The organism is Flavobacterium sp. GNP001 (assembly GCF_054343775.1).
Map to the genome: position 1 here is coordinate 2,399,642 of NZ_JBTGUX010000001.1, position 19,927 is coordinate 2,419,568.

The following is a 19,927-nucleotide window of genomic DNA, read 5'->3' on the forward strand; positions in this document are numbered from 1 at the left end:
AGAGCCTTTTTAAAGCTCTTTCTTGAATTATAAATTATCAATTTCCTCTTGAATGATTTCCCAATCTAACAAAAGTTGGTCTAAATCTGCTTTCTTTTTATTGTAAGCGGTAAAGAACTTAGCATCCTCAATATGTTTGTCATAATTGGATGTTAGCATTTTATCATCATTTTGAATGTCTCGCTCTAATTGTTTGATTTGACTTTCAACCTTACTGAGTTTGTTCTGCAAAGCTTTACCTTTCTTTTGGTCTTCGTACGAAGCTTTATTGCTCTCTTTAGGCGCAGCTGTTTTATTCGCGTCCTTTTTCTCCACTTCACGCATGTTTTCTAAGTTGCGCTGCTCTAAGAAATAGTTGATATCGCCTAAGTATTCTTTGATTTTTTGGTCTTTGAATTCGTAAACAATATTCGACATCCCTTGTAAAAAGTCCCTATCGTGAGAAACTAGAAGTAGCGTTCCACCAAATTTTTGCAAGGCTGCTTTTAAAACATTTTTAGATTTAATATCCAAGTGATTGGTAGGCTCATCCATTAACAAAACGTTGATGGGCTGTAACAATAATTTACACAATGCTAAACGGTTACGCTCACCTCCCGAAAGTACTTTTACTTTTTTCTCTACATCATCACCACGAAACAAGAAGGACCCAAGCATATCTCGTACTTTCATACGATTGGTATCTACAGCTGCGTCCTCCATAGTTTGTAACAAGGTTTTCTCTCCATCTAAATATTCGGCTTGATTTTGCGCAAAATATCCCAATTGCACATTATGACCGAGCTTTATAGAGCCTTGATATTCAAATTCATCAACAATTGCTTTGATAAAAGTCGATTTTCCTTGACCATTTTGTCCCACAAAAGCAATTTTACTTCCACGTTCTACAAGTAAACTTATATCTTTTAAAATCGTTGTATCGCCATAACTTTTAGTCACATCTTCAGCCTCAATAACCACTCTTCCTGGTTCTTTTGAAACTGGAAAAGAAATATTCATCACTGAATTATCATCTTCATCTACCTCAATACGCTCAACCTTATCCAATTTTTTGATTAAAGATTGTGCCATTGATGCTTTCGATGCTTTGGCGCGAAACTTTTCGATTAATTTTTCTGTCTCTTCAATTTTCTTGGCTTGATTTTTTTGAGTTGCTAATTGCTTCTCTCTAATTTCATGACGCAACTCTAAATATTGCGAATACGGTTTATTAAAATCGTATGCTTTTCCTAATGAAATTTCAATAGTTCTGTTAGTTACGTTATCCAAAAACATTTTATCGTGCGAAACAATCACAACTACTCCAGGATAATTACGTAAAAAGCTTTCTAACCAAATGATACTTTCAATATCTAAGTGATTCGTAGGCTCATCGAGTAATAAAACGTCATTCGATTGCAGTAATAATTTGGCCAACTCAATACGCATTCTCCAACCGCCTGAAAACGTTTCAGTTTGATTGTCAAAAACTTCTCGTTTAAAACCAAGACCCAAAAGAATTTTTTCGGTGTCGCCTACATAATTGTACCCGCCTAAAACTTCAAATCGATGCGTATAATCAGAAAGATCTTCGATAATTTGGCTGTATTCGTCGCTTTCGTAATCCGTTCTTGTTACCAAAAGATGGTTGATTTCTGCTAACTTTTTCTCAACCGCTTTTATCTCTGTAAACGCTTCGTAGGCTTCTTCTAAAACAGTACGTCCACGCTCAAAATCAATGTCTTGTCGTAAAAAACCCATTTTGATATCTTTCTCCTGAGATATCACACCCGAGTCTGGAGCAAAGTCACGTGCTAACATTTTCAACATGGTTGATTTTCCCGCACCATTTTTTCCAACTAATCCAACCCTATCTCCTGCACCGAGTCTAAAAGTAACTTCTTCAAATAAATAAGAGCCACCAAAAGAAACCGATAAATTATGTATATTAAGCATGTATTGTGATTTTATTCCTCTGTGATTTATTAAATTTGCCTATCTTCTGGTAGGACTAAAATCAGGAAAATTAAATTTTTTGCAAATGTTAAAAAAAGGATCCAAATTATATAGCATTTTAACAGGAACTTGTCCTAAATGTCACAATGAGAGCATGTATTTACAAAAAAACCCATGGCATTTAACCCAAGTTTTAAAAATGCATGACAATTGCAGTCATTGTGGATTGAGATATCAAATAGAGCCATCCTTTTTTTACGGAGCCATGTACGTAAGCTACGGATTAAATGTCGCTATTGGTATTGCAGCGTTTGTCATTTCTTTTTTCTTCTTTAAATCAAATTTAAAAGAGGCATTTGTTGTTATAATCATTGCACTAACAGCACTATTTCCGTTTGTTTTACGCTGGGCTCGAAACATTTATATCAATATGTTTGTTTCGTATGACCCTAATCAAAACAAAAAATAAATCCCTACTTTTTACGCTTTTCAAATCGCCAACAGTCAATACTTGGGTCTAAGGCAATTTCAAACTCGATAAAATCATACAAGGCCTTAGCCATTGACGGACCCAACATAACGCCTCTAGTTCCTAAACCATTTAAAACGTGTAATTGACGATGTATTTGGTGGGTTCCAATTAGCGGTCTTCTATCTCTAACAGTAGGTCTGATTCCTGCAAAATGAGATATTATTTTAAAATCACAGTTGATAATTTCTTGTATTCGATCAATCAATTCTTGCTTGCCCTCTTCACTAGTATCATTGGTTTTATCTTTCCAGTTATAAGTAGCTCCTACTTTAAAACGGTTTTGTCCGAGCGGTAAAATAAAAACGCTAGTGTTGACAATAACATCCAACTTTAAACCTGGTGCTTCGATAATAAAAAGTTCGCCTTTGGTACCGTCAAGCGGAAGTGAATTAAAATACGGATTAGCATGCAAACCATAGCCTTCGGCAAAAATAATATGTTTAGCGATGATATCTTTATAACATACCCCATCGGATGTTAGTTGCAAAGCATCATAGTCAAAATCATTTTCTAGATATTGACCTGATCCAGAAAGGAAAGCCCTAAATTTCTGAAGTAACAAAGCGGTATCAACATAACCTGTATGTAAAACTTGACCGTAGCCATAAGGAGATTCAATACCATCAAACGTATCATGAACTATTGTTGTCGATAAAAAAGGAGACAGATTTACCTTATCTGAAGCAGCAAACCAATTATTTTGCTCTTCAATAGAGAAAAATTTTCTCAAAATAGGCCTTTTAAAATCAAATTGAAAAGATAATCGTTTTTCAATTCTATTGTAAAAAGCGTTCATATGCTCAAGTTGCTCCTTTGCATTCCAAACTTCACTGAACCGCTTTAAAATAACTGGATTGTACAAACCACCGGCTACTCTGGAAGAATTTTGAGAACTATTATCCACTACACAAATGCTCTTATTGTTTTCAAGTGCCCATTCTGCAAAAGAAAGTCCACCCAAGCCAGCACCAACTATTAAATAATCAATCATATAAAATCAGTTTAAATATCACTAGTAAACAAAAAAAACTCCTACCACATGGGTAAGAGTTTTATCTGTTTTCATCTTATAGAAACTAGTAGTTCCACATATCCGATTCAAAATTTCTAATCTTATCTTTTACTCTTTCAGATTCTAACAACTGATTTTGAGCATTGTCTTTCATATACTCTTCAATTGCACGATCTCCATAAACGTTTTCTTCCTTATAAATCAAACTGTTAAAACGGCGTGAGTTTAAGATTTGATCGAACGAAATTGGCATAGCTGAATTTTTGTCATTAAAAGCTTTTGCATTATGTAAAACTTCCCGCGCCGCTGGGAAAAATACCCAAAACAACTCAATATAATCTTTTTCATCACTGTTCATTGTGTATACATCAGGCGTAACAGGACAAATACCCAGCAAACGATACTTCAACTCACTTTGACGTTTATCAAAATACCAGTACCCTTTAATTTTGTATTGCGTTACATCTTGCGCAGATAAATCTTGTCTAATAATATACTCATCGGAAATTCTATTACCAGCATTTAATTGCTCTCTACCCGCATCGGTTGTATCAATACGCGTTAAGGAACCCTGAATGTCTTGCAGAGATTTTTTAGTATTGAAATAGCTATCGGTATATACTTCTGTGATCTGACCATTTTTCATGGCCTTAGTCAAAACATCATACAAAGACCTTCTATCAGAACCAATATTCGCTGTATCAATAGGAAAGTATAACGCGAAGTTAATCTTTTCACTTAAATCAATAATTTCCCATGTTGTTTTACCCATTAAAACATCACGATCATGTACATAACCGTATGCTAGTGGTTTATCGTTATCTGAATCCAACTGCGCAGCGGTTTTTAGTCCAATTTGGTCTGGAGTTTTTGCATTAAGCAAATTCGACTGCCCTACGGAACTAATGCTCCAAGAAAGAGAGACTATAGCGATAAAAAGATTTCTTACATTCATAATATTGTCCTAATAAAATATTGACTTTGGTTTATGCAACCGTTGTATTATTGTATTTCATAAATTACAGGTGCAGTTCTTGGCAACAAGTAGCTACCCGCTCCTTCTAATTTTGTTTTGATCTCAGAGATTGTAACCTGATCTCCACGTCCAGCTTTTGATAAAACAGCTTTACATTGTGCGTTTAATTTGTTTCCTTGAACAACTACGGTAGGTTGACCAGTAACTTTTAAGTTGAAACCAACCACACTCAATCCTACTTCAAAGTCAAAATCAACAAGCTTAGCTCCAACAGTAGAAATTTCTAAACTTGATTTAGGACCTTTAACAACTCCCATTTCTCCACGGATAGTACCAGTTGGACCAGGAATACCTTTGATTCTAAACACACGTTTATCAGACGCTACTTTACCATCAGCCATTTTTCCAGAAACATTGATTACAACTTCGTTACCAGCTTGTGGGCTCATGTTGTATTTTCCGTTTCCTACTTTAGTCAATCCTGGTGCAGAAGCATTAACATTGTTATCCGCAATTCCTGCAAAAGAAATAGAAATTGGGTTTACAACTCCTCTATAAACAACATTCATTTTGTCTGCTGAGATAGTAGCAGAGTTAGGTCTAGGAACCACAACATACTTGCCTTGAAAAGGTAATGGAATGTTCTTTCCGTCTTCTAAGAAAGTAAATTTACCGTTGATTGATTGCTCACCAACACTTCCAGCAGTCATCGAAATTACAGCTTGTCCGTTAACGATTTTTCCAGGACCAGAAAAAGAAGTTGGTTTTGTGTTTTCGTCATAACGACCTAAAACTACTTTTCCTGTAACTTGTTCTCCTTGAAAGTAAGCACTCTTGTCTAAAACAACAATCGCTTGATAGTTACTATAAGAAGCAGCAGCAACAGCCGCTTTTCCTAACAAAGTATTATAAACATCCGTTTCTACTTTTTTAACATCATTTTGCCAAGCCGATAACTTTGCTAACGATGCTACAGCTGGAAAGCCTTTAAAATGGTAATCTAAATATGCTATTGCTATTCCGTCTTTGTTTTTAACTGGAGCAAGATCAAATTTTGACTCTACTTCACTTAAAATTGGAGCTAATTTTTTGTTTCCACCTAAAGCTGCCTTAACATCATTTTTATACTGCTCAATAGTTTTAACGACTTCGTTACCTTTTGCAGAATATCCTGCAGGACTAAACCAAGAATTATCTAAGTTGTCTCCTTTATCCATTTCCTCATAAGGTAATTTACCTGTATCTGGATTTGTTTCAGTACCTGTTAAAACTTCCGTTTTTAAACCTGCAATATAGTCGTAGAAATTCTTAGTAAGTGTCTCTACTTTGTGAGCAGTTGCAGCAGCGTCTTTAAACTCTCCACCTGCTTCTGCAGCTTTAGCATCTAAACTCAATAACATTTGAGCATTAGATTGTTCTGCTGCTGTATTTGATCCTTCAAATTTTTCATTCATTAATCCAAAAGCAGATAACACTTCTTTGGACATGTTTAATGCCAACATAGCGATGAAAACCAAATACATTAGGTTAATCATCTTCTGTCTAGGGGTTAGTTTTCCTCCTGCCATATTTTCTAAATAATTAGTTTGTTGTTAATGTGTCGATTGACTAATTATCCCTTATTGTTCATAGCAGAAAGCATTCCACCGTATACACTATTTAAAGAAGATAAATTAGAAGTTAAAGACTGCATTTGCTCTTTCAATTTCAAATTGTTTGCTGCAACTTCCTCATTAATTTGTGCATTTTTTGAAGCACTTTCTAATTGTACTTTGTACAAGCTATTTAGAGACTCCATTTGAGTAGCTGCTAAACTTAACTCTTCACTATACTTTTTTGTAGAAGCAATAGAATCTACAGTAGGAGCAATTCCTTTTGCTGCTGATTCAAAATTTTTGATACTGTTTCCTAAACTTGCCATTAACTCACCGTCAATTTTAGCATCTTTCAACATAGCATCTAATTTTTGAGATAGAAGACCTTGCGTATCCGCTGCTGGTTCTGTTTTTTTAGCAGCTGGTTTTGCCGTTCCACCTACTAACTCAGGGTAAACGTTTTCCCATTTGTATTCATCATCAACTGGTTCGAAAGCTGAAAGTGCAAAAATTGCAGCTTCAACAACTAGTCCAATTGTCAACATCAAGTTACCCGTTATAGGACCGAATTCAATATGTGTGATTTTAAATAATGCTCCGATGATTACAACTGCCGCTCCCATACCGTAAGCGAAGTTCATTGCTTTTTTACCTAGTAATGCCATAATAATAGTTTTAAAATTTAATAGATTGGGTTTTTGTTATTTTTTCTTTTTTCCTGTTCCAGTTGTTTGAAGTCCCATGTAGTCTTGTACTGTTCTAAAACCAATATAACTTCTTGCTGAATCAGCGTATTCGTAATCCCTTGTGCTTACTTGTAGGAAATAAGCAACATCTTTCCAAGATCCGCCACGTAATACTTTACGTTTGTTGGATGCATCTAAAACGTTTGGGTTCATTGTAGATACATACTCATAAGCGTTTGGATCGTATGCTGAATCCGTCCATTCGGAAACGTTTCCAGCCATATTGTATAAATTATATCCGTTTGGCTCATACGATTTGGCTTCTACTGTGTATAAAGCTTCATCTGCTGCATAATCACCACGGTTTGGCTTGAAATTAGCTAAGAAACATCCTCTATCATTTTTCGTGTAAGGACCTCCCCAAGGATATGTAGCTGATTCCAGACCTCCTCTAGCTGAATACTCCCACTCAGCCTCTGTAGGCAAACGGAATGAATTGATTAAATCTTGCCCTTTTTTCTTTGATTTTATGTATGTGTTTTTGTTCAAAGTTCTCCATGCACAAAAAGCTTTTGCTTGCGTCCAAGTAACACCAACTACAGGGTACTCTCCATAGGCTTTGTGCCAGAAGTAGTCGTTATGCATTGGTTCATTGTATGAATAAGCAAAATCTTTGATCCAAACGGTAGTATCTGGATACACCTTAATTGTTTCTGTTTTGATGAAATCTTTTCTTCTACCAACTTTAGCTTTGGCTGCAGCTTGAATATCCATCCAAGAATAGCGGAACTTCAATTTATTTACATCTATGGTACGTAAACCGTTATATGATTCTTCGATTGGCAAGTACATAGAATCCATCACCTCAGTGTAATATTCATCTGGATATAATTTGGTATCCTTAATTAACTTCACTTTTCTGTTTAATTTTCTACCAGCGTACTGATCATCCTCTGTGCCAATACTGTAATAGTTATCATACATATATTTGTCGTATGCAGTCATTTTTGCAGGATCTGAATCATTGAATGCGAAATCACCAATGCTCCCAGCATTTTTGCCTCTTCCAGTACTTGCAGTTGCTGTTTGACCATTCATATCAGCCATAATAGCTAAACGAACTCTCATTGTAGAATCTTTAACCCACTCTACAAACTGTCTGTATTCTTTATTCGTGATTTCCGTTTCATCCATATAGAAAGAACGCACAGTAACAGTCTTGGTAGGCGCATCTTCAACATTTGCTAAATCAGCATCTGATTTACCCATAATAAAAGATCCTCCTGGCACCAAAGTCATCCCATAAGGTTTTTCAGGATGCCATTTCCCTCCATTAACACCAACTAATTCTCCTCTGTCGCTTGTTTTACCACAGCCAACTAAAAGGGCTATAATCGCTGTGAAAGCTATGAACTTCTTCATATAAATTTGGTTATCTAATCATTATTTTTAAGTGTGTAAACCTATTTATTATTTTTTACAAAAACAATTTTTTTGTAGCAAACAAACTGTTTTTTATAAAAAAATCATAAATATGTCCTAAAAGGCTCTAAACGATGTTTTTTCTTTGTGCTTTCCACCACCTTTCAGGCAGTTCTTGGTTGCAAGCAAGTAGGTATTCATCGTAGGAACACGGTAATAACGTGTTTCTTTTTAATTTATTATTAACATTTGAAATAAATGGAATTTCTATCCACCAACGGTCTGTTTTATCGCTTTTATAAAAAACCAGTTCCTCCTCTTCTAAAGGAACAATATATTTCAAATAATTGTCTTTGCTCCCAAACGGATATTCATGTGAACGGTAATGAAACCCTTCGATAAAGTACCAAACGACTTGGGCTGCAAGTACTGCTTCGGCAGCAGTATTGTTATGATTATAGATGCCAAATGAAGATACTTTGTCACTTATTCCTGCATACCTGCTTAATGCGCAAATTTCTTTACCATTAAAACCATTTGGCTGAAAACGAATTGTATTTCCAGAATCAGAAGATTTAACCGAATTCAGGTCAATGCTAACCATATCGGCATCTCTAAAAACAGGTTCTGCAATTGCAATATTATTAGAAACCTCACCTAATCGGTAGGCGTCAAAATACAATTTTTCGATCAAATCAATTTCTTCTTGCGAGTTGAAATAAGTTTGATATCCGATGTTGCAATAATTAAACAAATTATTAGGTTCCTCTACAATCATTTTGGTCAAGTACGAAGTAGCAGAAAGATCTTCTTCATCTGTACCGAAATCAAATTTAGCATCAACGGCAACCAAATTTACCATTTGCTCTAAAGTATCATAAGCACGATACAAAGAATAGGTGATGTCCTGAGAGCCGCCAAGAACAATAGGTATTATTCTTTTTTTAATTAATTCAGCAGCAATTTGCTTCACTGCAAAATAAGTATCAGAAACATTACTTCCTGCGGGAATATCTCCCAAATCAGCGATAGAAGCGTCCCAATTTCCCGGAAACAAACTATAAAATTGTTCCCTAATTGAATTGACATCTACCTCAGAAATAGCATTACGATCGCCTCGATTATCCAAAACACCAAAAATGGCAATTTGAACTTGATCTAAATCCGGAAATTGATCGTTGGTATGTAAAACAACCTTACTCCCTAATTGCTGCGCCTTGAGATTACCTATAAAATCAAGAACATCTGAGTCTATGGGTTTCAAAAAATCAAATTCCATTTTCTATTTTTTTGCTACTGGCTTTTTTACCGCTGTTTTTTTTGCTGTTGCTTTTTTGGCGGGCGCTTTTTTCGCCGCTACTTTTTTGGCTGGAGTTTTCTTTGCGATCATCTCTTGTACTTCGGCCAAAGTCAATTTTGAAGCATCAACATCCTTACTTAATTCAATTTTTATCTTTCCTTTAGTAATAACAGAGCGTCCCCATCTTGCTTTTTCAACCAAAATCCCTTCTTCTTCCCAATTGTGAAGTACTTTATCTATATTTTTTTGTAACTTATCTTCAATCAAGGCTTCAATATCGTTTTGAGATAAATTATCAAAATCATATTTCTTGCTCACATTGATAAAAAGGCCATTCCATTTGATAAAAGCACCAAATCGACCCACACCTTTTTGAACACCTTCGCCTTTGTATACTGCAATTGGAGCATCTGCAAGGGCTTTTTCATCAATTAATTCTTTGGCACGTTCAAAATCAACATCCAATGGGTTTTCGCCTTTTGGCAAAGATACGAAAGCTGCGCCATGACGAATGTATGGACCGTAACGGCCATTACTGACCTCTACTTCTTCATCCTTATAAACACCTAAGTTTTTTGGTAATAAGAACAAGTTTAAAGTTTCTTCCAGCGTGATGTTACCAATATTTTGGTCGTTCATCAAGCTTGCGAACTTCTTGTCTTCATCATCAGCAGCACCAATTTGAGCCATTGGGCCAAATTTACCCAAACGTACCGAAACTGGTTTACCTGTTTTAGGATCAGTTCCTAGAATACGTTCGCCACTTTCGCGTTCTGCATTAGCTTCTACATCTTTCACCGTTGGATGAAATTGATCGTAAAACTCTTGCATCATTTTCGTCCAAACGATATTTCCTTCGGCTATTTCATCAAAATCTTGCTCTACTTTGGCAGTAAAATTGTAATCGAGAATGTTTCCAAAATTCTTAACCAAGAAATCGGTAACAATGGTTCCAATATCAGTTGGAACTAATTTTCCTTTATCAGAGCCTGTATTTTCTTTTAGTATTTTTTCAGCAACCGTTCCTTCTTGCAAAGTAAGTTGCGTATACTTACGTTCTTGCCCATCAAGATTTCCTTTTTCAACATAATTTCTGTTGATAATAGTAGAAATGGTTGGTGCATACGTAGATGGTCTACCAATACCAAGTTCCTCTAATTTTTTTACCAACGAAGCTTCCGTGAAACGAGCTGGAGGTCTAGAGTAACGCTCAGTAGCGGAGATATAATTATTTTGTAACTTTTCGTTCACTTTCATGGCTGGCAACATGCCTTCTTGCTCCTCTTCGTCATCATCATGGCCTTCTAAATAGACTTTTAAAAATCCTTCAAAAAGCAACACCTCTCCAGAAGCTGTGAATACCTCGCTGTGATTATTAGCTTCAATTTTTACATTGGTGCGCTCAAGTTGCGCATCACTCATTTGTGAGGCAAGCGTTCGTTTCCAAATCAAATCGTACAAACGGGCTTGATCTCGATCAATATCTACCGTATGACGCGACATATCCGTTGGTCGAATAGCCTCGTGAGCTTCCTGAGCTCCTTTGCTTTTATTGGTGAAAGTTCTTGGTTTTGAGAACTCCTTACCGTAGGATTTGATGATTTCAGCCTGAGCTGCTTCCATCGCCTCTTTTGATAAATTAACGCTATCCGTTCTCATATAGGTTATTAATCCCGCTTCATACAAACGTTGTGCTAGCTGCATGGTAATACCTACTGGTAAATACAATTTTCTTGCTGCTTCTTGTTGTAAAGTTGAAGTGGTAAACGGACCCGTAGGCGACTTTTTGGTAGGTTTTGTTTCTAACTCCCCTACTTTATATTGTGAACCTACGTTATTTTTTAAAAAAGCTTCTGCTTCTTGTTTGGTATTAAAATTTTTAGGCAACTTAGCTTTGAATGCTTTTCCGGCTTCGTTAGTAAATTCAGCTACAACTGAATAAGTTGCTACTGCATTAAAGTTTTGAATGTCGCGCTCGCGTTCAACAATTAATCGAACCGAAACCGATTGTACACGACCAGCAGACAAACCTCCTTTAATTTTTCTCCACAAAACAGGCGATAATTCGTAACCAACCAATCGGTCAAGTACACGTCTGGCTTGTTGTGCGTTTACTAAATTATAATCAATCTCACGTGGATTGTCAATCGCTTTTAAAATGGCCGTTTTTGTAATCTCATGAAAAACAATACGTTTGGTTTTTTTGATATCCAAATTTAGCTCTTCGGCTAAGTGCCAAGAAATAGCCTCACCCTCGCGATCCTCATCGCTCGCTAGCCATACCATTTCTGCTTTTTTAGCCAAACCTCTCAATTTGGTAACCAATGCTTTTTTATCTGCAGAAACCTCATACTTTGGTTTAAAACCTTGCTCCACATCTACTCCTATTTCTCGTGAAGGCAAATCGGCAATATGTCCATAACTGGACTCTACCTGATAATCACTTCCAAGAAATTTTTCGATTGTTTTTGCCTTTGCAGGAGACTCTACGATAACTAAATTCTTTGCCATTGCTCTATTTTTCTGGGACAAAAGTAGAAGTTTTTTTTATATATCGGGCTTTTGCCGATTTTTAAAATAGAATAAAACCTACTTGAATTGATTATTTGTAGCGAAACCCCTTGTTTTATATCTCTCGGAAAACACTTCGAAAATAAATAAATTCCGCCTCTTGTTTTACGAAAATAAGTCTTTTAAGGTTCATTTTAAATAGTAACATTTGTTGCCGCTCTTGCAAAACACTAACCCTAGTTATAAAAATAACCATCGACCAATTTTTAGTAATGGCATAAAACAGAATTTCTTATTTCGCCATGCAAAGTAAAAAGTAGAGCAAAACCAAGGCTTTTTCAACAACTTCATTTACCCTAGAAGCATTGGATTATAAAACGCAAAACATTGTTAATTTGTAGGCTGACATCTTGTCATATTTACTCAAATTATTCTATCTTTGTACTTTGAAAAAATGGAATGGAAAAGATAATTGAAGAAAGCAAACAAGGCGAAAGTCTCGTTTTAGAAAATAAACCCGAAAACACTAAAAAACTATTTATCGAGAGTTATGGTTGCGCTATGAACTTTTCAGATAGCGAAATTGTAGCTTCTATTTTATCCGGAAATGGATACAATACTACCCAAGTATTGGAGGAAGCCGATTTAGTTTTAATAAATACATGTTCTATTCGCGACAAAGCAGAACAAACCATCCGAAAAAGATTGGAAAAATACAATGCCGTAAAACGCATTAATCCAAAAATGAAAGTTGGTGTTTTAGGTTGTATGGCAGAGCGTTTGAAAGAAAAATTTTTAGACGAAGAGAAAATCGTTGACATGGTAGTTGGTCCAGATGCCTATAAAGATTTACCTAATTTATTAGCCGAAGTTGAAGAAGGTCGTGATGCCATCAATGTAATTTTATCAAAGGATGAAACTTATGGCGACATATCGCCTGTTCGTTTAATGACTAATGGAATAACTGCTTTGGTTTCTATTACTCGAGGATGTGATAATATGTGCACTTTTTGTGTGGTTCCTTTTACCCGCGGTCGCGAACGCAGCCGTGAACCACAAAGTATCTTGAGTGAAATTCAAGACTTGTGGAATAACGGTTACAAAGAAATTACTTTGTTAGGTCAAAATGTTGACAGTTATTTGTGGTACGGTGGCGGCTTGAAAAAGGATTTTGCTAATGCTAGCGAAATGCAAAAAGCTACTGCGATCGACTTTGATCAATTGCTTGAAATGGTTGCGGTTGCTTTTCCTAAAATGCGCATTCGATTTTCAACCTCGAACCCGCAGGACATGCACGAAAGTATTTTACAAGTAATTGCTAAATACCCAAATATTTGCAAACACATTCACTTACCAGTACAATCAGGAAGTAATCGTATTCTAAAAGAAATGAATCGTTTGCATACGCGTGAGGAATACATGACTTTGATTGATAAAATCAGAACTGTAATTCCAAACTGCGCAATTTCGCAAGATATGATTGCAGGTTTCCCAACAGAGACTGAACAAGACCATCAAGATACATTGGCGTTAATGGACTATGTGAAATATAATTTTGGTTATATGTACTCGTACTCTGAACGTCCGGGAACACTTGCCGGAAGAAAAATGGAAGATGATGTACCCGAAGAAACAAAAGCTCGTAGACTACAAGAAATTGTCGACTTACAGCAAAAACATGCTTGGTTTCGTTCAGAGGAATTTATCGGTCAGATTGTAGAAGTTTTGGTCGAAAAAGTTTCTAAAAAATCAACTGAAGAATTCTCAGGCAGAAACTCACAAAGCATTACAGTGGTTTTCCCAAAAGAGAATTACAAGATTGGAGATTTTGTTAATGTAAAAATTACAAGTTGCACAAGCGGAACCTTAAAAGGGGAAGCAGTTGGATATTCTGAAATGAATTAGAAAAGTTAGTTTCAAGTTTCAGGTTTAAAGTTCTCTCGATAGCTTGAAACTTGAAACAAAAAAACTTTAAACAAAAATCAAATGGAATCAGTTCAAAATATAAAACAGCGCTTTGAGATTATAGGGAACGATCCCAAGCTCAATCGCGCCATAGAAAAAGCCATTCAGGTTGCTCCTACTGACATCACCGTATTGGTTGCCGGCGAAAGCGGAGTTGGTAAAGAGAATATGCCTCGTATTATTCACTCCTTATCACATAGAAAACACGGCAAATATATTGCTGTAAACTGTGGAGCTATTCCGGAAGGAACTATTGATAGTGAATTATTTGGTCACGAAAAAGGCGCTTTTACAGGTGCTACAAGCACACGTGAAGGTTATTTTGAGGTAGCTGATGGCGGAACTATTTTTCTTGACGAAGTGGGCGAATTGCCTCTTACCACCCAAGTACGCTTATTGCGTGTGCTTGAAAATGGTGAGTTTATAAAGGTAGGATCATCCCAAGTACAAAAAACTGATGTTCGAATTGTGGCTGCCACCAATGTAAATTTGTTTGATGCCATCGAAAAAGGAAACTTTAGAGAAGATTTGTACTATCGTTTGAGTACCGTAGACATTACTTTACCGCCTTTGCGAGAGCGCAAGGACGATATTCATTTGTTATTCCGAAAATTTGTTGCTGATTTTGCACACAAATACAAAATGCCTCCGTTAAAACTAGATGAAAATGCGGTGCTGTTACTGCAAAAATTCAGATGGAGCGGTAACATTAGACAATTGCGTAACGTAGCGGAACAAATTTCAGTTCTTGAAACCAATCGTGATATTTCTGCAGCAACTTTGCAATCGTATTTACCCGAGCAAGGAAGTAATTTGCCATCGGTAATCAAGGATAAAAAAAGTGAAAACGATTTTTCGACCGAAAGGGAAATTTTGTACAAAGTACTTTTTGATATGAAAAGCGATTTGAATGATCTCAAAAAACTCACCCTTGAACTAATTCAAAACGGAAGTACCAAAGTCCAAGAAACGAATCAACATTTGATCAAGAAAATCTACGGAACCAAAGACACCGATAGCGAAATAGATTTTGAAGAAGAACCAAGAACCGGTTTAATCACTACGCCTTCTGCAGAAGAATTGTATCAAGAAAACGATGATAATTATCTATTTGCAGAAACAGTCGAGGAAGAAGAAACCCTACGCTTGGAGCAAAAGGAAATTGAAATGATAAAAAAATCGTTAGAAAAAAATAAAGGAAAACGAAAAGCTGCTGCTGATGAATTAGGAATTTCGGAGCGCACTTTATATCGAAAAATTAAGCAATTTGATTTGTAAAAAACAGATTAAATTTTCACCAATTACTTTCAAGAACATGAAATTTATAAAATATTTTTTTTTAGCCATATTGATTGCAAGCACCAATAGCTGCTCTGTTTATAATTTTACAGGAACAGGTAACATTGACGCCAAAACCTTTCAAGTAGGATTTTTTCAAAATAATGCAGAATTAATTGAACCAGGAATTGACAGAACATTTACCTTAAAATTACAAGATTTGATTCAGAATCAAACGAATTTAAACCTTGTAACGAATGGTGCCGACTTAACCTACGAAGGTGAAATTGTGGATTACAGAATTAGTCCAATGACTGCCACGGCTGACCAAAGAGCTGCACAAAACCGCTTGACCGTTCGTGTAAATGTTCGTTTTACAAACAAGAAAAAAGAAACAGATGATTTTGAAAAATCGTTTAGCTTTTTCTTTGATTATCCTGCTGAACAACAATTAACAGGTGCACCACTCAATTCTGCTTTAGAAGAAATATTCGACCGTATTACCCAAGACATCTTTAACGAGTCGCTGGCTAAATGGTAAGTAATTCAAACCAGTACTCACAATTATTTGTCCAACTAGCTGTATCTTAGCATACAACTTGATTTAAAAAAAATGGAATTAGCTGACTTTACCTATTTAATAACCAAGCCGGATGCTATCCTTGAGAAGCAAACCACAGCGTTAGATGACGTGATTGCATCGTATCCTTATTTTCAAAGTGCGAAAGCCATTCAGCTAAAAGGGCTATACAGTCAAAACAGCTTTAAATATAATGGCGCTTTAAAAGTAACGGCCGCCCACACCACAGATCGTTCGGTACTTTTTGATTTTATCACTTCCGAAAATTTTGTCGCCATACACAAACGCCTGTATGAAAAGAAACTCCAAGCCATCTTAGACATTAATGTTATTGATAGTGAAGAAATAAAGCAGCCTGAAATTACGACACCAGTTTTGAGTCCTGTTGAAAGATCAATCTTAACCTCAATTAAAGAAGCTTCATCTCCCGAACCCAAAGAGCAAAAAGCAACCATTATTGAAAAGCTCGAAATTGGAAGTCCATTAGAATTTTCAAAACAAGAGCAACATTCGTTTCAAGAATGGTTACAACTTTCAAGAACGGAGCCTATCAAAAGAGACGAAATTGAGCAAAGTATTCCAGAAGAACCTGCGCCTGATCCCGAAAAATTAAAAAAATTAGCCATAATAGATAAGTTCATTGAAACTAGCCCTAAAATTTCTCCGGTAAAGCATAACACGAGTCCAGCTGTGAATATTGAACTTCCTACAGCAGATCATTCAGCATTAATGACAGAGACCTTAGCGCGAGTTTATTTGGAGCAAAAAAAATATCAAAAAGCGATACAAGCTTATGAAATATTAATTTTGAAATATCCAGAAAAAAGTAGTTTCTTTGCGGACCGCATATCGGATATTAAGATTTTACAACATAATAATAATTAAACAATGAGCACATTTTCAATTTTTTTAGTTTTAATAACTATAGTTTGTTTCCTATTAATCGTAGTAATCATGGTACAAAACCCAAAAGGTGGCGGATTATCATCTAATGTTGGTGGTTCACAAATGTTAGGTGGAGTACAAAAAACAACTGATTTCTTAGACAAAAGTACTTGGACACTTTCTGCTATTTTAATTGCGCTTATTTTACTTTCAAGCTTAAGTTTCACAGGATCATTAAGTGATACAGATTCTAAAATCATTGAAAATACGCCAGCATCTGCGGTTCCAGCTCCAGCTGTACCAGCACAAAACGCTCCAGCTGCTACAAATCCAGCTAAATAATTTTTTCGATACACAATACAAAATGCCAGCCTGTCAAAGCTGGCATTTTTTTTAAGAAATTATGTCAGTTTTAATACCATGGCATAATTTCTGAAAGTTACTGAGCATTCCAAAATAAATAATTTAAAAACATAAATCATGGCATTAAACATTAAACCACTTTCAGACAGAGTTCTTATCGAACCTGTTGCCGCAGAAACAAAAACTGCATCAGGAATTTTCATACCAGATACAGCCAAAGAAAAGCCTCAAAAAGGGACTGTTGTTGCTGTAGGAAATGGAACTAAAGAACACACAATGACCGTAAAGATTGGAGATTCTGTACTTTACGGAAAATACGCTGGGACAGAATTAAAATTAGAAGGAAAAGATTATTTGATCATGCGCGAAGATGATATTCTTGCGATAATCTAAATTTTGTTTCAGGTTACAAGTTAAATCCCTGCAACATATTTAAAACTAAAATAACTTAAAACTTTAAACTAAATTAAAAATGGCAAAAGATATAAAATTTGATATTGAAGCACGTGACGGATTAAAACGTGGAGTTGACGCATTAGCAAATGCTGTAAAAGTAACATTAGGACCAAAAGGACGTAATGTAATTATTGGAAAAGCTTTTGGAGGTCCGAACGTAACCAAAGATGGTGTTACCGTTGCTAAAGAAATCGAATTAAAAGATCCTTTAGAAAATATGGGAGCTCAAATGGTAAAAGAAGTAGCATCAAAAACCAATGACTTAGCTGGTGATGGAACTACAACTGCAACCGTTTTAGCGCAAGCAATCGTAAAAGAAGGATTAAAAAACGTAGCTGCCGGAGCTAACCCAATGGATTTGAAACGCGGTATTGACAAAGCAGTTGAGGCTATTGTGGCTGACTTAGCGCAGCAAGCTAAAGTAGTAGGTAGCGACTCTGAAAAAATCAAACAAATTGCTTCTATCTCTGCTAATAATGACGAGGTTATTGGTGAATTAATCGCCACTGCTTTCGCAAAAGTAGGAAAAGAAGGAGTGATCACAGTAGAAGAAGCAAAAGGTACAGATACATTTGTAGATGTAGTTGAAGGAATGCAATTTGACAGAGGTTACTTATCTCCGTACTTTGTTACCAACTCTGAGAAAATGGAAGTTGAATTAGAAAATCCATTCATCTTATTATATGACAAAAAAGTTTCTTCTTTAAAAGAATTATTGCCAGTACTTGAGCCAGTAGCGCAATCAGGTAAGCCATTATTAATTATTGCTGAAGATGTTGATGGCGAAGCTTTATCAACATTAGTGGTAAACAAATTAAGAGGAGCATTAAAAATTGCTGCTGTAAAAGCACCTGGATTTGGAGACAGAAGAAAGGCAATGCTAGAAGATATTGCAATTTTAACTGGAGGAACAGTAATTTCTGAAGAGAGAGGTTACACTTTAGAAAACACTACAATTGAAATGTTAGGAACTTCTAAAAAAGTAACTATCGACAAAGACAATACTACCATTGTAAGCGGTGCTGGAGATGCGGACATGATCAAAAATCGTGTGAACCAAATTAAAGGTCAAATGGAAGCTACTACTTCTGATTATGACAAAGAAAAACTACAAGAGCGTTTGGCTAAATTAGCTGGTGGCGTTGCTGTTCTTTATGTTGGTGCTGCCTCTGAAGTAGAGATGAAAGAGAAAAAAGACCGCGTAGACGATGCATTACACGCAACTCGTGCTGCTGTTGAAGAAGGTATTGTTGCTGGAGGTGGTGTAGCATTATTAAGAGCTAAAAATGTTCTTGCTGCACTTACTGCTGATAATGCTGATGAAGCTACAGGAATTCAAATTGTTTCTCGTGCAGTAGAAGCTCCATTAAGAACTATCGTTGAAAACGCAGGTCTTGAAGGATCTGTTGTAGTAGCGAAAGTTGCTGAAGGCGCTGGTGATTTTGGATACAACGCTAAAACAGATCAATATGTAGATATGCTTGCTGCTGGAATTATTGATCCGAAGAAAGTAACTCGTGTAGCATTAGAAAATGCAGCATCTGTAGCTGGAATGATCTTAACAACAGAATGTGCACTAATTGACATCAAAGAGGAAAACGCTGGAGGCGGAATGCCAATGGGCGGTGGAATGCCAGGAATGATGTAATTTCCTGTTCATTACTAAACATAAAAAAAGCCCCAAATTAAATTGGGGCTTTTTTGTATAACTATTTTTTTACTCTTTTGATTTTTTACTGAACTTATAAATAACCGGTAGTATTGTAATTCCTACGAGTGACAAAACAATTAATTCAATGTGTTCTTTCAAATCAACTTGATAATTCTTTAATAGAAAACCATACAAGTAGTGTCCTGCGAATATCAAAGTGAAAGACCAAATAAATGAACTCAAGACATTATAAAACATAAATTTTTGCTTGTTCATAGAAACAATACCAGCGACTATTGGTGCAAAAGTTCTAAAAATTGGTAGAAAACGAGCAAAAATAATCGCCTTGCCACCATACTTCTCGAAAAAATCTTTAGACTGAACTAAATACTTTCTTTTGAACCAAAAACTATCTTGCTTGTTGTACAAATAATATCCGCTTTTTGACCCAAACCAATACCCAACTACGTTTCCTAAAATACCAGCTAATGCTACCAATGTAGCTAACAAGACCACATTTAAGAAATCATGATCAATAAAAACGATATTTTCAATTAATTCGCGACTGTAAATTCCTGCCAAAAACAACAAACTATCTCCTGGTAAAAAGAAACCTGCAAAGAGGCCCGTTTCGGCAAACACAATAAATAAAACGATATAAATTCCCAACTTAATCCCGTTGACATCAAAATGGATATAAAAAAGTGGGTCTATTAAATTCTTCCAATCAAAATTGTTCATTCTAAGTTTTTTTGTACTACAATTATTTGCGCGTGAAAG

Annotated in this window: 17 protein-coding genes; 8 read left to right on the plus strand and 9 right to left on the minus strand. The window is 35.8% G+C overall.

The window, feature by feature from the left end; translation table 11 throughout:
* Positions 1-27 precede the first annotated feature (27 nt).
* Positions 28-1,935, minus strand: a complete 1,908-nt coding sequence (locus ACXX8U_RS10255) for an ABC-F family ATP-binding cassette domain-containing protein (RefSeq protein ID WP_458565763.1) — start codon at positions 1,933-1,935, stop codon at positions 28-30.
* 85 nt (positions 1,936-2,020) lie between these two features.
* On the opposite strand from ACXX8U_RS10255, the gene ACXX8U_RS10260 reads away from it, so the two are divergent.
* Entirely contained in the window at positions 2,021-2,404 is a 384-nt protein-coding gene (locus ACXX8U_RS10260; RefSeq protein WP_166133386.1) for a DUF983 domain-containing protein, read from the plus strand.
* Positions 2,405-2,408: 4 nt separating this feature from the next.
* Here ACXX8U_RS10260 and ACXX8U_RS10265 read toward each other — a convergent pair whose 3' ends face one another.
* The 7 genes from ACXX8U_RS10265 to topA all read right to left on the minus strand — a co-directional run bounded on the left by ACXX8U_RS10265 (position 2,409) and on the right by topA (position 11,969).
* The gene (locus ACXX8U_RS10265; protein WP_458565764.1) at positions 2,409-3,458 is read right to left on the minus strand and encodes an NAD(P)/FAD-dependent oxidoreductase; all 1,050 of its coding nucleotides are present in this window, start codon (positions 3,456-3,458) and stop codon (positions 2,409-2,411) included.
* 85 nt (positions 3,459-3,543) lie between these two features.
* Positions 3,544-4,434: a type IX secretion system ring subunit PorN/GldN gene (gene porN / locus ACXX8U_RS10270; protein WP_458565765.1), complete on the minus strand. Its 891-nt coding sequence runs from the start codon at positions 4,432-4,434 to the stop codon at positions 3,544-3,546.
* A 47-nt stretch (positions 4,435-4,481) separates the two neighbouring features.
* Complete coding sequence (gene porM / locus ACXX8U_RS10275; protein WP_458565766.1) at positions 4,482-6,023, minus strand: type IX secretion system motor protein PorM/GldM; 1,542 nt, start codon at positions 6,021-6,023, stop codon at positions 4,482-4,484.
* Between the two features lie 44 nt (positions 6,024-6,067).
* Positions 6,068-6,715: a type IX secretion system motor protein PorL/GldL gene (gene porL, locus ACXX8U_RS10280; protein ID WP_458565767.1), complete on the minus strand. Its 648-nt coding sequence runs from the start codon at positions 6,713-6,715 to the stop codon at positions 6,068-6,070.
* Positions 6,716-6,751: 36 nt separating this feature from the next.
* Entirely contained in the window at positions 6,752-8,158 is a 1,407-nt protein-coding gene (gene porK, locus ACXX8U_RS10285) for a T9SS ring complex lipoprotein PorK/GldK (RefSeq protein ID WP_458565768.1), read from the minus strand.
* A gap of 127 nt (positions 8,159-8,285) precedes the next feature.
* Positions 8,286-9,437, minus strand: coding sequence for a formimidoylglutamase (locus ACXX8U_RS10290; RefSeq protein WP_458565769.1), 1,152 nt, complete (start codon positions 9,435-9,437; stop codon positions 8,286-8,288).
* Positions 9,438-9,440: 3 nt separating this feature from the next.
* Positions 9,441-11,969, minus strand: a complete 2,529-nt coding sequence (gene topA, locus ACXX8U_RS10295; RefSeq protein WP_458565770.1) for a type I DNA topoisomerase — start codon at positions 11,967-11,969, stop codon at positions 9,441-9,443.
* A 459-nt stretch (positions 11,970-12,428) separates the two neighbouring features.
* On the opposite strand from topA, the gene miaB reads away from it, so the two are divergent.
* From miaB to groL, 7 genes are all read left to right on the plus strand, one after another.
* Positions 12,429-13,874, plus strand: coding sequence for a tRNA (N6-isopentenyl adenosine(37)-C2)-methylthiotransferase MiaB (miaB, locus tag ACXX8U_RS10300; protein ID WP_458565771.1), 1,446 nt, complete (start codon positions 12,429-12,431; stop codon positions 13,872-13,874).
* Between the two features lie 81 nt (positions 13,875-13,955).
* On the plus strand, positions 13,956-15,212 hold the full coding sequence (locus ACXX8U_RS10305) for a sigma-54 interaction domain-containing protein (protein ID WP_458565772.1): 1,257 nt from the start codon (positions 13,956-13,958) through the stop codon (positions 15,210-15,212).
* A 37-nt stretch (positions 15,213-15,249) separates the two neighbouring features.
* Complete coding sequence (locus ACXX8U_RS10310) at positions 15,250-15,753, plus strand: LptE family protein (protein ID WP_458565773.1); 504 nt, start codon at positions 15,250-15,252, stop codon at positions 15,751-15,753.
* 72 nt (positions 15,754-15,825) lie between these two features.
* Positions 15,826-16,677, plus strand: coding sequence for a tetratricopeptide repeat protein (locus ACXX8U_RS10315; RefSeq protein ID WP_458565774.1), 852 nt, complete (start codon positions 15,826-15,828; stop codon positions 16,675-16,677).
* 3 nt (positions 16,678-16,680) lie between these two features.
* Positions 16,681-17,019, plus strand: a complete 339-nt coding sequence (gene secG / locus ACXX8U_RS10320; RefSeq protein ID WP_458565775.1) for a preprotein translocase subunit SecG — start codon at positions 16,681-16,683, stop codon at positions 17,017-17,019.
* A 138-nt stretch (positions 17,020-17,157) separates the two neighbouring features.
* Positions 17,158-17,433: a co-chaperone GroES gene (locus ACXX8U_RS10325; RefSeq protein ID WP_007137725.1), complete on the plus strand. Its 276-nt coding sequence runs from the start codon at positions 17,158-17,160 to the stop codon at positions 17,431-17,433.
* A gap of 79 nt (positions 17,434-17,512) precedes the next feature.
* Positions 17,513-19,144: a chaperonin GroEL gene (gene groL / locus ACXX8U_RS10330; protein WP_458565776.1), complete on the plus strand. Its 1,632-nt coding sequence runs from the start codon at positions 17,513-17,515 to the stop codon at positions 19,142-19,144.
* A 69-nt stretch (positions 19,145-19,213) separates the two neighbouring features.
* On the opposite strand, the gene ACXX8U_RS10335 is transcribed toward groL, so the two are convergent.
* Complete coding sequence (locus ACXX8U_RS10335; RefSeq protein ID WP_210787759.1) at positions 19,214-19,888, minus strand: DedA family protein; 675 nt, start codon at positions 19,886-19,888, stop codon at positions 19,214-19,216.
* Positions 19,889-19,927 lie beyond the last annotated feature (39 nt).

What these genes read in the sequence shown, in the direction of transcription:
- ACXX8U_RS10305 (WP_458565772.1), top strand. Translation starts at nt 13,956, where the DNA reads ATGGAATCAGTTCAAAATATAAAACAGCGCTTTGAGATTATAGGGAAC.
- porL (WP_458565767.1), bottom strand. Translation starts at nt 6,715, where the DNA reads ATGGCATTACTAGGTAAAAAAGCAATGAACTTCGCTTACGGTATGGGA.
- porN (WP_458565765.1), bottom strand. Translation starts at nt 4,434, where the DNA reads ATGAATGTAAGAAATCTTTTTATCGCTATAGTCTCTCTTTCTTGGAGC.
- ACXX8U_RS10265 (WP_458565764.1), bottom strand. Translation starts at nt 3,458, where the DNA reads ATGATTGATTATTTAATAGTTGGTGCTGGCTTGGGTGGACTTTCTTTT.
- topA (WP_458565770.1), bottom strand. Translation starts at nt 11,969, where the DNA reads ATGGCAAAGAATTTAGTTATCGTAGAGTCTCCTGCAAAGGCAAAAACA.
- miaB (WP_458565771.1), top strand. Translation starts at nt 12,429, where the DNA reads ATGGAAAAGATAATTGAAGAAAGCAAACAAGGCGAAAGTCTCGTTTTA.
- groL (WP_458565776.1), top strand. Translation starts at nt 17,513, where the DNA reads ATGGCAAAAGATATAAAATTTGATATTGAAGCACGTGACGGATTAAAA.
- ACXX8U_RS10255 (WP_458565763.1), bottom strand. Translation starts at nt 1,935, where the DNA reads ATGCTTAATATACATAATTTATCGGTTTCTTTTGGTGGCTCTTATTTA.
- ACXX8U_RS10290 (WP_458565769.1), bottom strand. Translation starts at nt 9,437, where the DNA reads ATGGAATTTGATTTTTTGAAACCCATAGACTCAGATGTTCTTGATTTT.
- ACXX8U_RS10335 (WP_210787759.1), bottom strand. Translation starts at nt 19,888, where the DNA reads ATGAACAATTTTGATTGGAAGAATTTAATAGACCCACTTTTTTATATC.
- porM (WP_458565766.1), bottom strand. Translation starts at nt 6,023, where the DNA reads ATGGCAGGAGGAAAACTAACCCCTAGACAGAAGATGATTAACCTAATG.
- ACXX8U_RS10315 (WP_458565774.1), top strand. Translation starts at nt 15,826, where the DNA reads ATGGAATTAGCTGACTTTACCTATTTAATAACCAAGCCGGATGCTATC.
- ACXX8U_RS10310 (WP_458565773.1), top strand. Translation starts at nt 15,250, where the DNA reads ATGAAATTTATAAAATATTTTTTTTTAGCCATATTGATTGCAAGCACC.
- secG (WP_458565775.1), top strand. Translation starts at nt 16,681, where the DNA reads ATGAGCACATTTTCAATTTTTTTAGTTTTAATAACTATAGTTTGTTTC.
- porK (WP_458565768.1), bottom strand. Translation starts at nt 8,158, where the DNA reads ATGAAGAAGTTCATAGCTTTCACAGCGATTATAGCCCTTTTAGTTGGC.
- ACXX8U_RS10260 (WP_166133386.1), top strand. Translation starts at nt 2,021, where the DNA reads ATGTTAAAAAAAGGATCCAAATTATATAGCATTTTAACAGGAACTTGT.
- ACXX8U_RS10325 (WP_007137725.1), top strand. Translation starts at nt 17,158, where the DNA reads ATGGCATTAAACATTAAACCACTTTCAGACAGAGTTCTTATCGAACCT.